Origin of the sequence: Nocardiopsis sp. NPDC007018 (assembly GCF_040635075.1) — a bacterium.
GTDB lineage: Bacteria > Actinomycetota > Actinomycetes > Streptosporangiales > Streptosporangiaceae > Nocardiopsis.
Window position 1 is genome coordinate 23899 of record NZ_JBEYHA010000014.1, and the last position, 16547, is coordinate 40445.

17 protein-coding genes are annotated in these 16547 nt (G+C 72.6%); 7 read left to right on the forward strand and 10 right to left on the reverse strand.

Annotation, left to right across the window (positions count from 1 at the left end):
• Window positions 1-115 precede the first annotated feature (115 nt).
• Entirely contained in the window at window positions 116-925 is an 810-nt protein-coding gene (locus ABZ635_RS10195; protein WP_357761883.1) for a thioesterase family protein, read from the forward strand.
• Between the two features lie 151 nt (window positions 926-1076).
• On the opposite strand, the gene ABZ635_RS10200 is transcribed toward ABZ635_RS10195, so the two are convergent.
• From ABZ635_RS10200 to ABZ635_RS10215, 4 genes are all read right to left on the reverse strand, one after another.
• Window positions 1077-1502: a DNA-binding protein gene (locus ABZ635_RS10200; RefSeq protein WP_357761886.1), complete on the reverse strand. Its 426-nt coding sequence runs from the start codon at window positions 1500-1502 to the stop codon at window positions 1077-1079.
• A gap of 65 nt (window positions 1503-1567) precedes the next feature.
• Entirely contained in the window at window positions 1568-2464 is an 897-nt protein-coding gene (locus ABZ635_RS10205) for a metal ABC transporter permease (RefSeq protein ID WP_357761889.1), read from the reverse strand.
• Complete coding sequence (locus ABZ635_RS10210; RefSeq protein WP_357761892.1) at window positions 2452-3198, reverse strand: metal ABC transporter ATP-binding protein; 747 nt, start codon at window positions 3196-3198, stop codon at window positions 2452-2454. The genes ABZ635_RS10205 and ABZ635_RS10210 overlap by 13 nt, the downstream gene beginning before the upstream one ends.
• A gap of 31 nt (window positions 3199-3229) precedes the next feature.
• The gene (locus tag ABZ635_RS10215; RefSeq protein WP_357762204.1) at window positions 3230-4156 is read right to left on the reverse strand and encodes a metal ABC transporter substrate-binding protein; all 927 of its coding nucleotides are present in this window, start codon (window positions 4154-4156) and stop codon (window positions 3230-3232) included.
• A 157-nt stretch (window positions 4157-4313) separates the two neighbouring features.
• Here ABZ635_RS10215 and ABZ635_RS10220 point away from each other — a divergent pair, with 157 nt between their 5' ends.
• The 5 genes from ABZ635_RS10220 (at window position 4314) to ABZ635_RS10240 (ending at window position 10103) form a co-directional block, all read left to right on the forward strand.
• A complete protein-coding gene (locus ABZ635_RS10220) occupies window positions 4314-4787 on the forward strand; it encodes a MarR family transcriptional regulator (RefSeq protein ID WP_357761895.1) in 474 nt (157 codons plus the stop codon).
• Window positions 4784-5650, forward strand: a complete 867-nt coding sequence (locus tag ABZ635_RS10225; protein WP_357761898.1) for an alpha/beta fold hydrolase — start codon at window positions 4784-4786, stop codon at window positions 5648-5650. The genes ABZ635_RS10220 and ABZ635_RS10225 overlap by 4 nt, the downstream gene beginning before the upstream one ends.
• 137 nt (window positions 5651-5787) lie before the next feature.
• Entirely contained in the window at window positions 5788-7434 is a 1647-nt protein-coding gene (locus ABZ635_RS10230; protein WP_357761900.1) for a protein kinase, read from the forward strand.
• Window positions 7435-7688: 254 nt separating this feature from the next.
• Window positions 7689-8660 (forward strand): exonuclease domain-containing protein, encoded by a 972-nt coding sequence (locus ABZ635_RS10235; RefSeq protein WP_357761903.1) that lies wholly within the window; start codon window positions 7689-7691, stop codon window positions 8658-8660.
• A 162-nt stretch (window positions 8661-8822) separates the two neighbouring features.
• Window positions 8823-10103, forward strand: a complete 1281-nt coding sequence (locus tag ABZ635_RS10240; RefSeq protein ID WP_357761906.1) for an aminotransferase class I/II-fold pyridoxal phosphate-dependent enzyme — start codon at window positions 8823-8825, stop codon at window positions 10101-10103.
• Window positions 10104-10185: 82 nt separating this feature from the next.
• Here the strand turns inward: ABZ635_RS10240 and ABZ635_RS10245 are convergent, their stop codons facing one another.
• The 6 genes from ABZ635_RS10245 to ABZ635_RS10270 all read right to left on the reverse strand — a co-directional run bounded on the left by ABZ635_RS10245 (window position 10186) and on the right by ABZ635_RS10270 (window position 15904).
• Window positions 10186-11250 carry a right-handed parallel beta-helix repeat-containing protein gene (locus tag ABZ635_RS10245; RefSeq protein ID WP_357761908.1) on the reverse strand — a complete coding sequence of 355 codons (1065 nt, stop codon included), beginning with the start codon at window positions 11248-11250 and terminating at the stop codon, window positions 10186-10188.
• Between the two features lie 124 nt (window positions 11251-11374).
• Complete coding sequence (locus ABZ635_RS10250) at window positions 11375-12019, reverse strand: response regulator transcription factor (protein WP_357761911.1); 645 nt, start codon at window positions 12017-12019, stop codon at window positions 11375-11377.
• Window positions 12020-12052: 33 nt separating this feature from the next.
• A complete protein-coding gene (locus ABZ635_RS10255; RefSeq protein WP_357761914.1) occupies window positions 12053-13276 on the reverse strand; it encodes a histidine kinase in 1224 nt (407 codons plus the stop codon).
• 15 nt (window positions 13277-13291) lie between these two features.
• Window positions 13292-14131 carry an ABC transporter permease gene (locus ABZ635_RS10260; RefSeq protein WP_357761917.1) on the reverse strand — a complete coding sequence of 280 codons (840 nt, stop codon included), beginning with the start codon at window positions 14129-14131 and terminating at the stop codon, window positions 13292-13294.
• The gene (locus tag ABZ635_RS10265) at window positions 14128-15045 is read right to left on the reverse strand and encodes an ABC transporter ATP-binding protein (protein ID WP_357761919.1); all 918 of its coding nucleotides are present in this window, start codon (window positions 15043-15045) and stop codon (window positions 14128-14130) included. The genes ABZ635_RS10260 and ABZ635_RS10265 overlap by 4 nt, the downstream gene beginning before the upstream one ends.
• 118 nt (window positions 15046-15163) lie before the next feature.
• Window positions 15164-15904: a phosphotransferase gene (locus ABZ635_RS10270; RefSeq protein ID WP_357761922.1), complete on the reverse strand. Its 741-nt coding sequence runs from the start codon at window positions 15902-15904 to the stop codon at window positions 15164-15166.
• A gap of 264 nt (window positions 15905-16168) precedes the next feature.
• On the opposite strand from ABZ635_RS10270, the gene ABZ635_RS10275 reads away from it, so the two are divergent.
• Complete coding sequence (locus tag ABZ635_RS10275; RefSeq protein WP_357761925.1) at window positions 16169-16528, forward strand: VOC family protein; 360 nt, start codon at window positions 16169-16171, stop codon at window positions 16526-16528.
• Window positions 16529-16547: the final 19 nt, after the last annotated feature.

Here is a 16547-nt window from a genome sequence, read left to right on the forward strand (position 1 = left end):
GCGGGTACCGTTGCCGGTGGCGTGGGGCCGCGGGGGGCGGGGCTGCCCGGACACCGATCCGAATGGAGTTCGGTTCAGTGTGGCCACGGCTTCTACTGGTCGGTAACATTGTCGTATGAGCCTTGACCACCCCGCCGAGGGTTACGAGTTCGACCGCGACACCCGGGTCGACAAGCGCGCCGACGGCGAGTTCACCGCCACCCTCACCGACGGCTGGACCACCTTCACCTCGCACCCCAACGGCGGTTACGTCCTGGGAGCGGCCCTCAACGCCCTGGGACAGACCCTCAGCCAGACCGACCCCCTCGTCGTCTCCGCCTTCTACCTGCGCCCGGCCGCACCCGGCCAGGCCCTGCTGCGCACCGAGACCGTCCGTGAGGGGCGCCGCACCGCCACCGGCGCGGTCGTCCTGGAACAGGGCGGCAAGGAGATCCTGCGCGCCACCGCCACCTACGGTGACCTGGCCGCCGAGGGGCGCGAACTGCACCTGGAGGGGCCGCCGGAGCTACCCGCCCCCGAGGACTGTTACGCACCGCCGGAGTTCGCGGGCGCGACTGAGGGCGTCACCATCGCCCAGCGCGTCGACTACCGCTACCCCGAGCGTCCCGGATGGCTGGACGGCAAGAAGGACGGACGCCCCCGAACCGACTTCTGGATGCGCTTCGCCGACGGCCGCGACGCCGACGCCGGCTCACTGCCCGCGATGGTCGACTTCGCCGTCCCGGCCGTGCTGGAGATCGGTGAATTCGGCACGATCACCGTGGAGCTCACCACCCACGTGCGGGCCCGGCCCGCCCCCGGCTGGCTGGCCTGCCGGGTCTTCACCAAGCACGTCTCCCACGGCCTGCACGAGGAGGACATGGAGATCTGGGACAGCCAGGGCACCCTGGTCGCCCAGGCGCGCCAGCTCGCCATGCTCCTGTGATCCCCTCCCCCACGGTGGGCGGGGCCCCGTCGCGGGACGGGTGAGGGGGCCGGGGCACGCAACCGTGAGCCGGTCGGCGGCGTCTCACCGCCGTCACTCGCCTGGGCGGACCCGCCTGTCGGATCGGGATGTCCCGCGCCACCGGGGGCCGTTACTCCTCCTCGGTGCGGCGGGTGAGGCGTTCGTGTCGCTGGCGGGCGGCCTGGGCGGTGCCCAGGCCCAGGCCGAAGGCCAGTTCCTGCCAGGTCATACCGCGCCCCTTGCCCATGGTGAGCAGACCCGACTCCAGCTGGTCGAACTCGGCGCGGGCCCACGGCACCAGGGTCAGCGCGGCGGTCAGGTCGTCCTGGTCCACGGAGGGAGCGCCCTCGTCGGGCAGGGCGCTGCCCGCGGCGAGGTCGTTGACGCGCTGGATCGCGGCGTGCGGGGACATCGGCATGCGCATGTTCGTCCAGCGGTCGCGGTCCTGGCCGGTGGCGTGCCGTTCGGTGATGCGGAAGAGGGCCTCGTGGGCCCTCCCGCGCCGGGCCTGTTCGGGGTCGGGTCGGGCGAAGGGGTCCTGCGCCGTGTTCTCCATGCCTCAACTATGTGTTTACAGGCCATCGTTGTCAACACATTGTTTTGAACGAAATGTTCAAGCCCTCAGTCGAGGACACGGGTCCCCCTCCCCCGGGTCCTGAGCGCGCGGACGGCGCGCCCCCGCCACAGCAGTCCCTGCCGCGGCGAGAAGAGGTAGGCCAGCGTGAACGCGGCCGCCTGGGCCAGCACGATGCAGCCACCGGTGGACACGTTCAGGTGGAAGCTGGTGAACACCCCGACCACGGCCGCGACCAGGGCGATCCCCGCCGAGATCAGGAGCATCCGCTCGAACCGGTCGGTCAGCAGGTACGCGGTGGCGCCGGGGATGATCACCATGGCCACGACCAGGATGATCCCCACCGCCTGCAATGCCACCACCACCGTCACCGAGAGCAACCCGAGCAGCAGGGTCTCCAGGAGTCGGGGGTTGACGCCGATCGCGTGGGCGTGGACCGGGTCGAAGGCGTACATGGTCAGGTCACGGTGCTTGTACCAGACCACCGCCAGCACCACGGCGGCCAGGACCAGCACCTGGAGGATGTCGGAGTCGGAGACCCCCAGCACGTTGCCGAACAGGATGTGGCTGAGGTCGGTCTGGCTGGGCACCCGCGAGACCATCACCAGGCCCAGGGCGAACATGGCGGTGAAGACCACCCCGATCACCGCGTCCTCCTTGACCCGGGAGGTGCGGTTGACCACCCCGATCAGCGCCACCGAGCCGCCCCCGAACACCAGGGCGCCGAGCGCGAAGGGCAGCCCGAACATGTAGGAGAGCACCACACCGGGCAGTACCGCGTGTGAGACCGCGTCGCCCATCAGCGACCACCCCACCAGGGTCATCCAGCAGGAGAGCACCGCGCAGACCACGCCCGCGACCGCGCTGACCAGCAGGGCCCTCTGTACGAACTCGAACTGCATCGGCACCGTGAACCACTCCACGAGCGCGGTCAGGGCGTCCACGGGCGTCGCTCCTCACTGGGGTGGATGCCGAACGCCTCCAGGAGCACGTCCGGTTCGAGGACCTTCTCGGGCGGTCCGTGCGCGATCACGCGCCGTTGCAGCAGGACGGCCTCGTCGCACAGCACCGGCACCTGGGCCAGGTCGTGCGTGGACACCAGCAGGGTGTGCCCGGCCTGGCGCAGTTGCAGGAGGAGGTCGGTGATGGTGGCCTCGGAGCGCTTGTCCACGCCCGCGAAGGGTTCGTCCAGCAGCAGTACGTCGGCGTCCTGGGCGATGGCGCGGGCGACGAAGGCGCGCTTGCGCTGGCCGCCGGAGAGCGCGCCGATCTGGCGGTCGGCCAGCTGGGTGAGGTCGGTGCGGGCCAGGGCGTGCTCCACGGCCTGGCGGTCGGCGGGGCGGGGACGGCGTCTGCGGCCCATGTGCCCGTAGCGGCCCATCATGACCACGTCGCGCACGCGTACCGGGAACGCCCAGTCCACCTGTTCGGACTGGGGAACGTACCCGACCAGGCCCTTGCGCCGGGCGGCGGTGTGGCCCATGCCCAGGAGGCGGACTCGGCCCCGGTCGACGGGGACCAGTCCGAGGACGGTCTTGAACAGGGTGGACTTCCCGGAGCCGTTCATGCCGAGCAGCCCGCACACCCGGCCGGGTTCCACGGACAGGTGCACGTCGTCCAGGGCGAGGACGTCGCCGTAGCGGACGGTGGCCCCGGCGACCTCGATGGCGGCGGTCACCGCGATCCCTGCCTCATGTCGGTCTCCTTCCTCATGCGTCGGCCAGACCGGTGACGATGGCCTCCGCGTCGTGGCGGAGCAGGTCGAGGTAGGTGGGTACGGGGCCGCCGGGCTCGGAGAGCGAGTCGACGTAGAGGGTCTCCCCCATGGCGGCCCCGGTCTCGCGGATCACGGAGCGCTGGGCGCTGTCGTTGACGGTGCTCTCACAGAACACGGTGGGCACGTCGTTGTCGCGCACGAACGCGGAGACGGCGGCGATCTGTTGCGGGGTGCCCTCGCGTTCGGCGTTGACGGGCCACAGGTAGCGCTCGGTGAGCCCGGCGTCGCGGGCCAGGTAGGAGAAGGCGCCCTCGCAGGTGACCAGGGCGCGGGAGGCCTCGGGCACGTCGGCGAGTTCGCTCTCCAGGTAGGCGCCGACCTCGGAGATCTCCTCCTTGTAGGCCTCGGCGGCCTCGGTGAACTCCCGTTCCCCCTCGGGGTCCAGGGCGGTGAGGGCGTCGCGGATGTTGTCGACGTAGACCAGGGCGTTGTCGGGGGACATCCAGGCGTGCGGGTTGGGTGCGCCCTCATAGCCGCCGGAGGAGACGGGGATGGTGTCGATGCCCTCGCTGAGGACGGCCGTGGGGGCGTCCACACGCTCGGTGAACTGCTGGAACCAGGCCTCCAGGCCCAGGCCGTTCTCGAGGATGAGGTCGGCGTCCTGACCGCGGACGAGGTCGTCGGGTGTGGGTTCGTAGCCGTGGATCTCCGCGCCGGGCCGGGTGAGGGAGGCGACCTCGACGCGGTCGGCGGCGACGTTCTCGGCCATGTCGGCGATGACGGTGAAGGTGGTGAGGACCAGGGGGCGGTCGTCGTCGCGTTCGCTTCCGGAGGTGGTGGTGCAGGCGCTGAGGGCGAGGGCCAGTGCGGCCCCGGGTATCACTGTCGACCAGGGGTTTGAAGAGAACCCATCTCTCATGTTCGGCACGCCTAACTTTTACCACAAGCGGGGCAAACTGCGCACGGGGGAGCCGGGTCCGGTCGCTCGTTCGGGTCGGTCCGCAATCCGCCCCTCCCGTTCGTTGCAGTTGTTACCGTCATTGCAGTCATGACTGCAATGACGGTAATCTAGTGGCATGAGCGAACCCACCGAGGACCAACTCGCCTTCGTCGACGACGTCGCCGTGTTCTTCGAACGCGAGGGGCTCCCCCTGATCTCCGGCCGGGTCATCGGCTGGCTGCTGATCAGCGACCCCCCCGAACAGAGCGCCGCGCGCCTGGCCGAGGTGCTCCAGGTCAGCCGCAGCTCCATCAGCACCGCCACCCGCATGCTCACCCCCAGCGGCCTCGTCGAGGGGGTGCGCCGACGCGGCGAACGCCAGGAGTACTTCCGCATCGCCGCCGACGGCTGGAGCCGCATGCTGGAGCGCCGCTACGCCCTGGCCACCAGCTTCCGACAGGTCACCGAACGCGGCCTGCGGGCCCTGGAGGACGCCTCGCCCGAGCGCCGCGAACGCCTGGCCAACGTCCACGAGCTCTACGGGTTCCTGGAGCACGAACTCCCCGCCATGCTCCAGCGCTGGCGGGACCGAAACGAGGATCGAGCATGAGCGCACCCGACTTCCACCGCGAGCACGTGGACCTGCCCGGAGGGCGGCTGAGTGTCATCGTCGAGGGTCCCGAGAACGCCCCGCCGGTACTGCTGCTGAGCGGTGGGGGGGTGGACAGCGCCACCATGAGCTGGCGCCACCTCATCCCCGACCTGGCCCGGGACCACCGCGTGATCGCCCCGGACTGGCCCAAACAGGGCCAGAGCGCACCCTGGGAGGGTCTCGCCGGTCACGCCGTGCTTCAGGACTGCGTGCTCGCCGCCCTGGACCACGTCGGCATCGAACGGGCCGCCGTCGTCGGGATGTCGCAGGGCGGGGCGATGACGCTGGCCACCGCCATCGACCACCCCGACCGCGTGGAACGCCTGGTGGCCATCGCCCCGGGGGGCGTCCTGTCCTTCCCGCCCGTCTACCACCAGCTCCTGTGGCTCGTCTCCCGCAGCCGCCTGCTCAACACCACTCTGCCCGGGATGATGGTCGGTGACAGGAAGAGGGTGGAGTCCTTCGTCCGCACGGGGCTGTTCGCGGGGCCCGCCCCCGACCAGGAACAGGTCGTCGACGAGGTCATGGCCGAAATGGACGCCAACGGCGCGGGCTCCTCGGACTGGCAGAACGCCTCCATCGGACCCTGGCGGATGAACGTCGACCTGCGCCCGCGCCTGGGCGAGATCGGCTGCCCGGCGCTGTTCATCCAGGGTGACAGGGACCGGGGTGTCAAACCCGCCATCACCGTCGCCGCGGCCCAGGCCGTTGCCGGGGCCCGTCTCGAACTCCTGGCCGGGCAGGGGCACTGGGTCAACCGCCAGTCCCCCGCACGGGTGAACCGCCTGGTCAGGGACTTCCTTACCGAAGGCGGGGACTGACCCGGCGGCCGGAGTGCGCCCCCAAGATCCGAACCTTCCTACAATGGGCGCCCTGACGTGGGATCTCCCGATCCGCCCCCGCCCCCGCTGCGGCCACGTCGCCCGACCGTACGGCCCCCGTCCCACAGGAGTACCTGGTGGTCCTTCCCCACCGCACGCTGCGCGAGCGCTACGAGCTGCACTCCGAGGTCGGACGGGGAGGCATGGGCCGGGTCTGGCGGGCCCACGACACCGGACTCAACCGGGCGGTGGCGGTCAAGGAGATCCTGCTGGGGCCGGGCATGGACGAGGAGGAGCGGGCCCTGGTGGCCGCCCGCGCCCGACGCGAGGCCCAGGCCACCGCGATGGGCCAGCACCCCAACATCGTGACCGTCTACGACATCGTCGAGGACGACGGGCGCCCGTGGATCGTCATGGAGCTCCTGGACGGAGACTCCCTGCTGCGCCTGATGCGCGAGCGGGGCCCCGTCCCCACCCAGCGTGCCGCCGCGTGGGGGCTGGGCCTGCTCGACGCGCTGGAGACCGCCCACGGGCAGGGCATCACCCACCGCGACGTCAAACCCGAGAACGTCATGATCACCGCGGCCGGGCGGGTGGTGCTCACCGACTTCGGGATCGCCACCATCGTGGACACCGCCGCCGTCACCCAGAACTCGGCGGTCATGGGGTCGGCCGCCTACGTGGCGCCCGAACGCCTGGACTCCCTGCCCGCCACCCCCGCCAGCGACCTGTGGTCCCTGGGCGCCACCCTCTACCACGCGACGACGGGGGTCTCCCCGTTCCTGCGCGAGGGCGTGCACGCGACCCTGAACGCGGTGCTGTGCTCGGAGCCGCCCGAGTCACTGCCCGGACCGCTGGGCGAGGCGATCCGGGGCCTGCTGGTCAAGGACCCCGCCCACCGCCTGGACGCCCCCGGCTGTCGGGCCCTGCTCAGCGCCGCCGCCCGGGGCGAGAGCGGGACCAGCGCGGTGACCCTGGCCCACCTCCCCCCGGCCGCGCCGGGGGCGGGCCCGGAGTCGGGCGACCTGGACTCGACCGGCCGTCCGCAGAACCGGACCCGCGTGGTCGGGCCCGCGCACCCCCTGCCCGAGGCCGCCTCCTCCCCCGTGCCGCCGGCCGGGAGCGGCGAGGTCGCCACCGGGTCCCGGCGGCACCGGCGCCTGTCGTGGCCCGTGGTGGTGCTCGTCCTCGGGCTGGCCGCGCTGCTGGTGGCCGCCTCACTGGTGGCCGTCGACCGCTGGGGAGGAGCGGACGGGGCACCCTGGGCGCCGACCGGGGAGGCCGGTCCCCCCGCCGCGCAGAAGGACCCGGACCAAGCGGAGCCGCAGGAGGGGCCCACCGCCGAGGGCATGACGTGGACCCGGGACGCCGAGGGCTTCGCACTGCTGGTCCCCGACGGCTGGGTGCGCCGCGTGGACGGCGCCAGCGTCTTCTACAGCTCCACCACCACCAGCGCCTACCTCCAGGTCGACCGCACCCCCCACTCGGTTGACGACGAGTACGAGCACGTACTGGAGCAGGAGACCACCTCCCTGGAGGAGGCGCGGCTGCCCGGATACCAGCGCGTCAGGGTGGAGGACGTGACCGACCGCACCCCCTTCGCCTCGGCCGCCGACTGGGAGTTCACCTGGGACCGAGGAGAGGGCGCCTGGCACCTGCTGGCCCGCAACATCAACGTCTCCGGTGGCGAGTACTACACCCTGGCCTGGTCCTCCGGAGAGGACGTCTGGGCCGGGGACGCGCAGCTACGGGACCAGGCGATCGACTCCTTCGACCCGTTCTGACTCCAGCGGTCCGGCGGCCCCGGTACGCTCGATCCGTCGCGCAGCACGGACTAGGGCCTGTTTTGTGGATCATTCCGCGCTCGCGACCACCAGGCTGCCTCTCACTGCGCCGATGAAGCTCGGCCAGCCAACCCCGGGCTGCCTCTCGCTCATCGTCTTGCGAGAGATGGCCTGGACGGCCGCTCGCGGAGCTGGCGGCTTCGCCGCCAGAAGGCGAAAGCACCCAAAAACACACCCTAGGGAGGTGGCGCGGGGTGTCCCACACCTGGACCGCGATCGACTTCGAGACCGCCAACCAGGACCGCGGCAGCGTGTGCGCCGTGGGTCTGGTCCGGGTGAGCGGGGGGCGGGTGGTCGACCGGTTCACCACCCTGATCCGCCCGCCGGACCCGGTGGCGTTCTTCTCCCGCCACAACACCGCCGTGCACGGCATCACCGCCGCCGACGTCGCGCACGCCCCCACCTGGGACCGGGTACGCGACCAGCTGGTCGAGTTCGCGCGGGGCGGGGCGCTGGTGGCACACAACGCGCCCTTCGACATGGGGGCGTTGCGCCAGGCCTGCGCACACACCGGTCTGGCGTTGCCCGCCTTCGACTACGCCTGCACGCTGGCGTTGTCGCGGCGCACCTGGGACCTGCCCGACCACCGGTTGCCGACGGTGTCCGCGCACGTGGGCCACACCGTCACCCGGCACCACCGGGCCGACGCCGACGCCGAGGCCGCCGCGCACATCATGATCGCGGCGATGCGCCGCCACGGCACCGACACCCTGCCCGAACTCAGCCGGGTCAGCGGCCTGCGCCTGGGCCGTCTGGAGGCGGTCGCGGCGACGCCGCTCGCACCCGCCGTGCCCGCTCCCGTGAGCGAGGAGCGGTTCGGCCGTGAGGACCGGTTCGGCCGCTGGCAGCGCGCCGCCCAGGCCCCGCTCCCCGAACCCTCCGCCGACGCCGACCCGGCCGGTCCGCTCTACGGACGTACGGTGTGCGTCTCCGGCGACCTGCGCGCCATGGACAAACCCGAGGTGTGGAAGCGCATCGCCGAGGCCGGGGGCCGACCCGCCAAGAACGTGACCAAGAAGACCGACGTGCTGGTGGTGGCCGACAGCGACCACGGTGGCAAGACCTCCAAGCACCGGCAGGCCGAGGCCTACGCCGCCAAGGGCCAGCGCATCGACATCATCACCGAACCCGAGCTCCTGGGTCGCCTCGGTGTGACCTCCGTCTAGGAAGGACGGCGCGCGGGGCCGCGCGGGGTCCGCCGGTGCCCGGGGTGTCGACCTGGGCGGAACGGCGCGGCCGCGATCTGGGACAATTCCAGGGCGAAGCCCCGTGCGCCCCGTTCCACGACGTGCGGCACACCGGGGGCGTCCCATCGGAAGGAACATCCCGTGACCACCGCAAGCAGCCCCACCCCGCCCGCCGAACTCCTGGAGTCGGCCCGGCGCGACCACGCAGCTCTGGTCGAGCGTGGACTCTCCCTGAACCTGACCCGGGGCAAGCCGTCCCCCCGTCAGTTGGACCTGTCGGCCGACCTGCTCGAACTGCCCCGTGGCGCCTACACCGCCGCGGACGGCACCGACTGCCGCAACTACGCGGGTGCGCCGCAGGGTCTCCTGGAGCTGCGGGAGATCTTCGCCGACCTCCTCCAGGTCCCGGTCGACCAGCTGATCGCCGCGGGCAACGCCAGCCTGGAGCTCATGCACGACTGCCTGGCCAACGCCTTCCTAGGCACGGTTCCGGGCGGGACCGGCCGTTGGGCGGACGCCGAGCGGGTCGCGTTCCTGTGCCCGGTCCCCGGCTATGACCGGCACTTCGCGCTGTGTGAGCGCTTCGGTATCGAGATGATCCCGGTGCCGATGACCGACCAGGGCCCCGACATGGACGAGGTCGAGCGCCTGGTGGCCTCCGACCCCGGTGTCAAGGGCATCTGGTGCGTGCCCAAGTACAGCAACCCGGACGGTGTTTCCTACTCCGACGAGGTCGTGCGCCGCCTGGCCGCCATGACCACCGCCGCCCCGGACTTCCGGATCTTCTGGGACAACGCCTACGCGGTGCACCACCTGACCGACGAGGAGGTGGAGATCGCCGACCTGCTGGGCGCGTGCGCCGAGAGCGGGAACCCCGACCGCGCCCTCGTCTTCGGCTCCACCTCCAAGGTCACCTTCGCCGGTGCGGGTGTGGCGTTCCTCGGGTCCTCCCCCGCGAACGTGCGGTGGTACCTGGGCCTGGCCGGGAAGCGCTCCATCGGCCCGGACAAGGTCAACCAGCTGCGCCACGCGATGTTCCTGGGCGACGCCGAGGGCGTGCGCGCGCACATGCGCCGCCACCGCGAGCTGCTGGAGCCCAAGTTCGAGATGGTGGAGAGCGTCCTCACCAAGCACCTGGGCGGTACCGGTCTGGCGACCTGGTCCACCCCCAAGGGCGGCTACTTCGTGCGCCTGGACGTCCTGGACGGGTGCGCCCGCGAGGTGGTGCGCCGGGCCGCCGAGGCCGGGATCGCGCTCACCCCCGCCGGGGCCACCCACCCCTACGGCGACGACCCGCGGGACCGCACCATCCGGATCGCGCCCTCCTTCCCGGAGCTGGACGCGCTGGAGGAGGCCATCGAGGGTCTGGCCGTGTGCGTGCGCCTGGTCGGCGCGGAGAAGCAGGTGGCCGAGCAGGGCTGATCCGGCGGGTCGCCGATCCGTCCGGTCGCCGCGTGTTCGCGAGGCGCCCCCACCCCGTTCGGGGCGGGGGCGCCTCCGCGCGTCAGGGGGTGACGGCGATGTTGGTCAGGCCCCGGGTGGCGTTGGCGACCGTGTTGCTGGCGTGCACCACGTTGGGTTCGTCCGCGCAGTCGGACTGGCTCCACAGCGCGATCGCGAAGCCGCCCACCCCTCCGAGGTCGGAGTGGTTGTCGCGGAAGACGTTGCCGCAGCCCGCGCCGTCGACCTGCTGGGTGCTGGTGTAGCCGTGCGCGAACACGCCGGGCCGCTCGAAGGTGCCGGTGTCGTGCTCGAACAGGTAGCCGTTGCCCTTGACGTCCACCCAGCTGTCGGCGAAGTTCTGGCCGGAGATGCCGCGTCCGTCGAAGGTGTTGCCGGAGACCAGGCCGTCGCGGGTGCCCTCCTTGACGTCGAGGTGCTCGCCCCGGACGTCGGGGCCGATGTGGTTGCCGGTGACCTCGACCCGGTCGCTGCGGTCGACGCCGTCGTCCACGCCGTAGCAGCCCCAGTTGCTGGTGGCGGAGCCCAGGTAGACGCCCTCGCCGAACCCGGGTTGGACGCGGCCGGTGTCGGTGATGCGGGAGTCGCGCACCGAGCCGTCCGAGCTGGAGCTGCGAAAGTGCACGCCCTCGTCGTCGGTGCCGCGCACCTGGAGGTCGCTCAGGTGGACGTGGTCGGAGCGGTCGACCACGATCCCCTTCTTAGAGTCGGCGACGGTGAGTCCGCGCACGTTCCAGTGGTCGGCCCCGTAGATCCAGAGCCCGTAGCCGCTGCTGTGGGTGTCGGGTGCGGGGCAGCCGCTGCCGTAGACCGATTCGTCGTTGACCAGGACGGCGTCGGAGGGGCCGGTCAGGGTGATGGGCGCCTCGGAGGTCCCGGGAGTGGTGGCGACGAAGGAACCGGCGTACTCGCCGCTGTCCAACGTGATGGTCTGGCCGGGGCGGGCCTCGGCCAGGGCCCGTTCCAGGGCGGGCGCGTCGGCGACGCGGACCTCTGAGGACACGGGTGCGGTCCCGGCGTGCGCGGGCGCCGCCGGGGCCGCCAGGGCCAGGGCTCCCAGGGCGGCCAGGGACCGGAGCGGGCGCGGCCGGGTGCGGGGGGTGGGCACGGGGGCAGACCTTCCGTGTCGGGTGGTACCTCACCGTGGGTGAGGGTGGGAACACCGACCCTAGGTCGGGCCCGCCGCGCCAACAAGAGGGGGACGAGGCCCGGTCCGGACCGGTGCCGCGTCCTCAGGAGCCGAGGAAGCGCAGGACCGCCAGCACCCTGCGGCTGTACTCGGGGGCGTGCGCCAGTTCCAGCTTGTCGAAGAGCGCGTTGATGTGCTTCTCCACCGCGCTCAGCGACACGTACAGCCGCGCGGCGATCGCGGTGTTGCTCAGCCCCTCCGCCATGTTCTCCAGGACGTCGCGCTCCCTCGGGGTCAGCCGGGCCAGCGGGTCGGTGCGCGTGGTCCGGGCCAGCAGCTGGCGCACCACTTCGGGGTCGAAGGCGGCGCCTCCGGCCGCCACCCGGTCCAGGGCGTCCAGGAACTCGCCGACCTGGGCCACCCGGTCCTTGAGCAGGTATCCGACGCGTTCGGGGGCTCCGGTGAGCAGTTCGGCGGCGTAACGCTGTTCCACGTACTGCGACAGCACCAGGACCGCCACGCCGGGCCGCTCGGCGCGGATGCGCAACGCCGCGCGCAGCCCCTCGTCGGTGTGGGTGGGCGGCATCCGCACGTCCACCACGGCGAGGTCGGGCCGGTGCTCGGCGACCGCCTCCAGCAGGGTCGGGCCGTCCCCCACCGCGGCGCACACCTCGTGCCCCTCCTCCTCCAGCAGACGGATCAGACCCTCCCTGAGCAGGACCGAGTCGTCGGCGATCACCAGGCGCATGCGGGCTCCGTTCCGTGGGCGTCGAAGAGTCGATTATCGGGCGAGGGGCAGGACCGCGTGCACCGTGGTGGGCCCGCCGCGCGGGCTGCGCACCTCCAGGGTGCCGTCGAGTGCCCGGACCCGCCGGGCCAGCCCGGTCAGGCCGTCGCCTCCCGGGTCGGCGCCGCCCCGGCCGTCGTCGGAGACGGTCAGCCACACGCGGGAGTCGTACACGACGAGGTCGACGACCACGCTGTCGGCCCCCGAGTGCTTGGCGGCGTTGGTCATGGCCTCGCGGGCCACGAAGTAGACGGCGGTGGCGAGTTCCTGAGGCAGGGGGCGGGGCAGGTCGGCGCGGACCACCACCGGGAGCGGTCCGCGTTCGGCGGCCTCGGTCAGGGCCGCCTCCAGCCCCAGGGTGTCGAGTGCGGTCGGGTAGATCCGCCAGGCGACCTCGCGCAGTTCGTCCAGGAGTACCCGTGACTCGGTGTGGGCCTGGCGCACGAGTTCGGCGGCGCGCTCGGGGTCGCGGCCGCGCTGGGCCCGGCCCAGCAGCATGGCCAGGGCGACCACCCGCTGCTGGACGCCGTCGTGCAGGTCGCGCTCGATCCGGCGCCGTTCCTGGTCCACCGCCCGCACGATCCCGGACCGGGTGCGCGTGAGTTCCTGGATGCGCCGACGCATCAGGTCCTCCTCGGTGGGGCCGAGTATGCTGCGGGCCAGCCACCGGTCGACCCCGGCCAGCAGCCGGACCAGCCACCAGGTCACCACCAGCACCACCAGGGCGGCCATCAGGCCCAGTGGGACGCTGGACACGCCTACCCCCACACCGGGCCAGTCCGCGCTCACGTGCGTGGCGGTGCCGGTGGCCGCCTGGATCAGCACCCCGCCGACCAGGATCGGGACCAGCGAGGCGACCGACAGCAGCACGTAGAGGGAGCACAGGTGCACGGGCAGGCGCAGCAGCAGGTGGACCGCGCGGCTGGGGCCGCCCGCCTCGGGGGTGATGGTGGCGCCCATCCAGCGGGAGAGCCGGGACAGGTCCCGTTCGCACAGCCGTGACGCCCAGTCCTCGATCCTGCCCCGTGCGCGCGGCCGGAACGGAGGTGAGACCAGCGCGCCCAGCAGGACCAGGGCCGAGGCCGCCACCCACACCAGGGTGAGCGCGCTGACCCCGACGCCCCACACCAGCCCCACGAACTCGCGTCCGCGGCCGACCGCGTGCTCCACCGCGCGGCGCGTCACCGGTGCCGTCCCGCCGTCCACGACCACGATCACCCCGTCCGTCCTCGCTCAGGCGTCTCTGTACCGGAGCACCAGTACTCCCGCGGCCAGCGCGGTCGCGGCCCAGACCATGAGTACCACCAGTCCGCCCGACGGGGTGAGGGCGCCCTCCAGCGGTCCGATCACGTGGTCACTGCCGAGGAAGGCGATCGCGGCGGTCAGCGGCAGCCGCACCGAGACCGCCGCGACCAGGGCGTTCGCTGAGAAGAGCGTCATGACGGGCAGCCCCAGCACCAGCAGGGACACGGTGGTCAGGGACGCCGCGGCCGACCTCAGGGCCGTGCCTGTGCCCAGACCGGTCAGGGAGAGCAGGGTGAGGAAGACCGCGCAGCGCAGCGCGTCCGCGGCGGCCCGCGACAGGACGAGGGTGCCGTGGCCGCCCAACAGCGGGTGGGACAGCACCAGGTGCGCGGTGAGCGTGCCCACGGCGGCGATCACCAGGGAGGACGAGAAGGTCACCGCCGCCACGACGACCGCTTTGGCGGTGAACCACCGCCACCGCACGGGCACCGCCTGGAGGGAGGCCTGGACCGAACCGTGGGCGTACTCGGAGGCGGCGAAGGTCAGCGCGACCCCGACCAGCGCGAACTGGACCGCCCAGACCGAGCCGTAGACCGCCATCTCCGAGGCGGGCAGATCCGCCGCGGGGAGGCTCCCCCGCTCCATGGCGGAGGCGGTGTTGATCGCCCCCATGGCCGACACGAGCACCATGAGCACCAGGGCGGCGGCCAGCCCCCACCAGGTGGAACGCACCGATCGGAACCTGACCCATTCGGCCGCGACCGCTCCCGCCAACGGTCGAACGCGTGCCCCGGGCGAGGGCGCGGGGAGGGTGTCCGTCGAGGTCATGTGCGACTCCTGTCGAGGGCCCGGTGCTGGACGCTGTCCGCGGTGAGCTCGTGGTAGGCCTGCTCCAGGGTGGCGGCGCGGGCGGTGAGTTCGTGCAGGGCCACCCCGGCCCGGTGCGCCAGCTCGCCGACCCGTTCGATCGGGACGCCGGTGACCACGAGTTCGTTGGCGGCGGGCCGCTCGACCCGGGCCCCCTCCGCCTCCAGCGCGCCGACCAGGTCCTCGGGGTGCGGGGCGCGCACGCGCACGGCGGTCCAGGCGCTGTTCTCCAGGACGCGTGCCAGCGGGGCGTCGGTGATGAGCCGCCCGCGTCCGATCACCACCAGGTGGTCGGCGGTCAGCTGCATCTCGCTCATCAGGTGGCTGGAGAGCAGGACCGTGCGTCCTTCGTCGGCCAGGGAGCGCACGAGGCCGCGGAACCACCGCACGCCGTCGGGGTCCAGGCCGTTCACGGGTTCGTCGAGGATGAGCAGCGCGGGGTCGCCGATGAGGGCGGCGGCGATGCCCAGGCGCTGCCCCATCCCGAGGGAGAGGCCTCCGGCACGGCGACGGGCGACGCCGGACAGCCCCACTGTGCCCAGGACCTCGTCCACACGGCTGGCCGGGATGCCGTGGCTCCTGGCCAGCGCGAGCAGGTGGGAGTGGGCGGTGCGGCCGGGGTGGAGCGCTCCGGCGTCCAGGACCGCGCCCACGGTGTGCAGGGGCCGGCGCAGCTCACGGTAGGGGCGCCCGTCCACCAACGCCTCTCCTGAGGTGGGGTGGTCCAGTCCCAGCACCATCCGCAGCGTGGTGGTCTTGCCCGCGCCGTTGGGCCCCAGGAACCCGGTGACGCGGCCGGGGCGGACCGAGAGGTCCAGGCCGTCGACGGCGAGGGTGTCCCCGTAGCGTTTGGTGAGTCCCCGCAGGGTGATCATGGCGGTCCCGTCGTGGGGTCGGTGATGTCGACTCCCACGCTAGGAACCGGTGCCCGGCCAGGCCATGAGGTGTTCCGTCGGGGAGGGGTGGGGTTGACCGCAGGGTCGGCGCGCCCGGTTACCGGGCGAGGAGTTCGCCCACCCGGTGCCGGACGTGCGGGAGCAGCCGGGCGTGGAGGTCGTCGCGTTCGGCCGCCTGAATCACCTCGGCGGCGATGAGCAGCTGGGAGAACCGTCCGACCCGGCACTCCAGGACGTCGGCGAACTCCGCGCGCACCCGCGCCGCCGACTCCGGTGCGGGCAGCGCGTAGGTGTGCAGGACCGCGGCGTCGTAGCCGACCGGGGCCGGACCCCAGCCCTCCCAGTCGAGGAGGGTGAGCGGCCCGGTGGTGAGGTTGGCCCAGTGGAGGTCGCCGTGGGAGGTCTCCCAGGCGGGCACGGTGAGGTCCGTGCCCGCCAGCTCCGGGAGGTACCTGGGGACGCGTTCGAGGAACCCCGGGGTGTGACTGCGCGGCCGCGTCCGTTCGGCGGACGCGGACCGTAGCCGGTCGAGGGCCGTCCTGAGCTCCTTCCACCACACGTCGGGTACCCGGGCCGGGGAGGACAGGTCGGGGGTGGGTGAGATCTCGTGTCCGGTGAGGCGCTCCCACAGGTGGGCCTGGAACACCGTTCCCGTCGTATCGCCGTCCCATGCGTGCTCGGCGAGGAGGGCGGGCCTGGGGACCCGTTCGTCGAGGACGGCGTCGGCCAGGAGGGGGCCGTCCCACAGCCGTCCGCCCCGGCGGGCCGCGCCCGCCACCCGCAGCCACGCGGGCACCCCGCGGTAGGTGACCGGTCCGCTCAGGGTGCGTCCGCCCACCCCGGAGCGGTGCTCGGTCCCGTGGTCGGGGGAGGCGCCGAGGGCGCGCGGCGCGGTGCCAGGGGCCGGGGAGGTCGGTCACCGGGAACGGTGCTGCCATGGAACCTCGCCTCGTGGTCGGTGGGGGGAGCGTGGCGACGCGTCCCGCCCGCACCATCCTGCCCTGTGAAGGTCCGGTCGGGGGCGGGTTGGGCCGGATCGGCCCGGAACCGCCGGGGAAGGCGGTGTCCCCGAGTGTCGGACCCGGCGGGGACAATGCCTGCCATGAGCGAACAGCGGCACCACGTCATCGACTACGTGGAACTCCCGGTCACCGATCTGGAGGAGGCCAAGCGGTTCTACGCCGAGGCCTTCGGGTGGACCTTCAACGACTACGGGCCCGGTTACGCGGGCATCCGCTCGCCCGACGGCGCCTCGGAGGTGGGCGGGCTCAACCCGGCTGGTGAGGTGCGCGGCGGGGGCCCGTTCGTGCTCCTGTACTCGGAGGACCTGGACCGGTCCATCGCCGCGGTGGAGGGGGCGGGCGGCCGTGTGCTCCAGGGCCCCTACGCGTTCCCGGGCGGTCGGCGGTTCCACTTCGCCGACCCCAGCGGGAACGAACTGGGGGTGTTCGCGGACTCCTGAGGGTCGCGCGGCGGTGCCC

Bases quoted from the DNA above. Each gene is read 5' to 3' on its own strand.
- ABZ635_RS10195 (WP_357761883.1), top strand. From the start codon at position 116: ATGAGCCTTGACCACCCCGCCGAGGGTTACGAGTTCGACCGCGACACC.
- ABZ635_RS10200 (WP_357761886.1), bottom strand. From the start codon at position 1,502: ATGGAGAACACGGCGCAGGACCCCTTCGCCCGACCCGACCCCGAACAG.
- ABZ635_RS10215 (WP_357762204.1), bottom strand. From the start codon at position 4,156: ATGAGAGATGGGTTCTCTTCAAACCCCTGGTCGACAGTGATACCCGGG.
- ABZ635_RS10220 (WP_357761895.1), top strand. From the start codon at position 4,314: ATGAGCGAACCCACCGAGGACCAACTCGCCTTCGTCGACGACGTCGCC.
- ABZ635_RS10225 (WP_357761898.1), top strand. From the start codon at position 4,784: ATGAGCGCACCCGACTTCCACCGCGAGCACGTGGACCTGCCCGGAGGG.
- ABZ635_RS10250 (WP_357761911.1), bottom strand. From the start codon at position 12,019: ATGCGCCTGGTGATCGCCGACGACTCGGTCCTGCTCAGGGAGGGTCTG.
- ABZ635_RS10260 (WP_357761917.1), bottom strand. From the start codon at position 14,131: ATGACCTCGACGGACACCCTCCCCGCGCCCTCGCCCGGGGCACGCGTT.
- ABZ635_RS10265 (WP_357761919.1), bottom strand. From the start codon at position 15,045: ATGATCACCCTGCGGGGACTCACCAAACGCTACGGGGACACCCTCGCC.
- ABZ635_RS10275 (WP_357761925.1), top strand. From the start codon at position 16,169: ATGAGCGAACAGCGGCACCACGTCATCGACTACGTGGAACTCCCGGTC.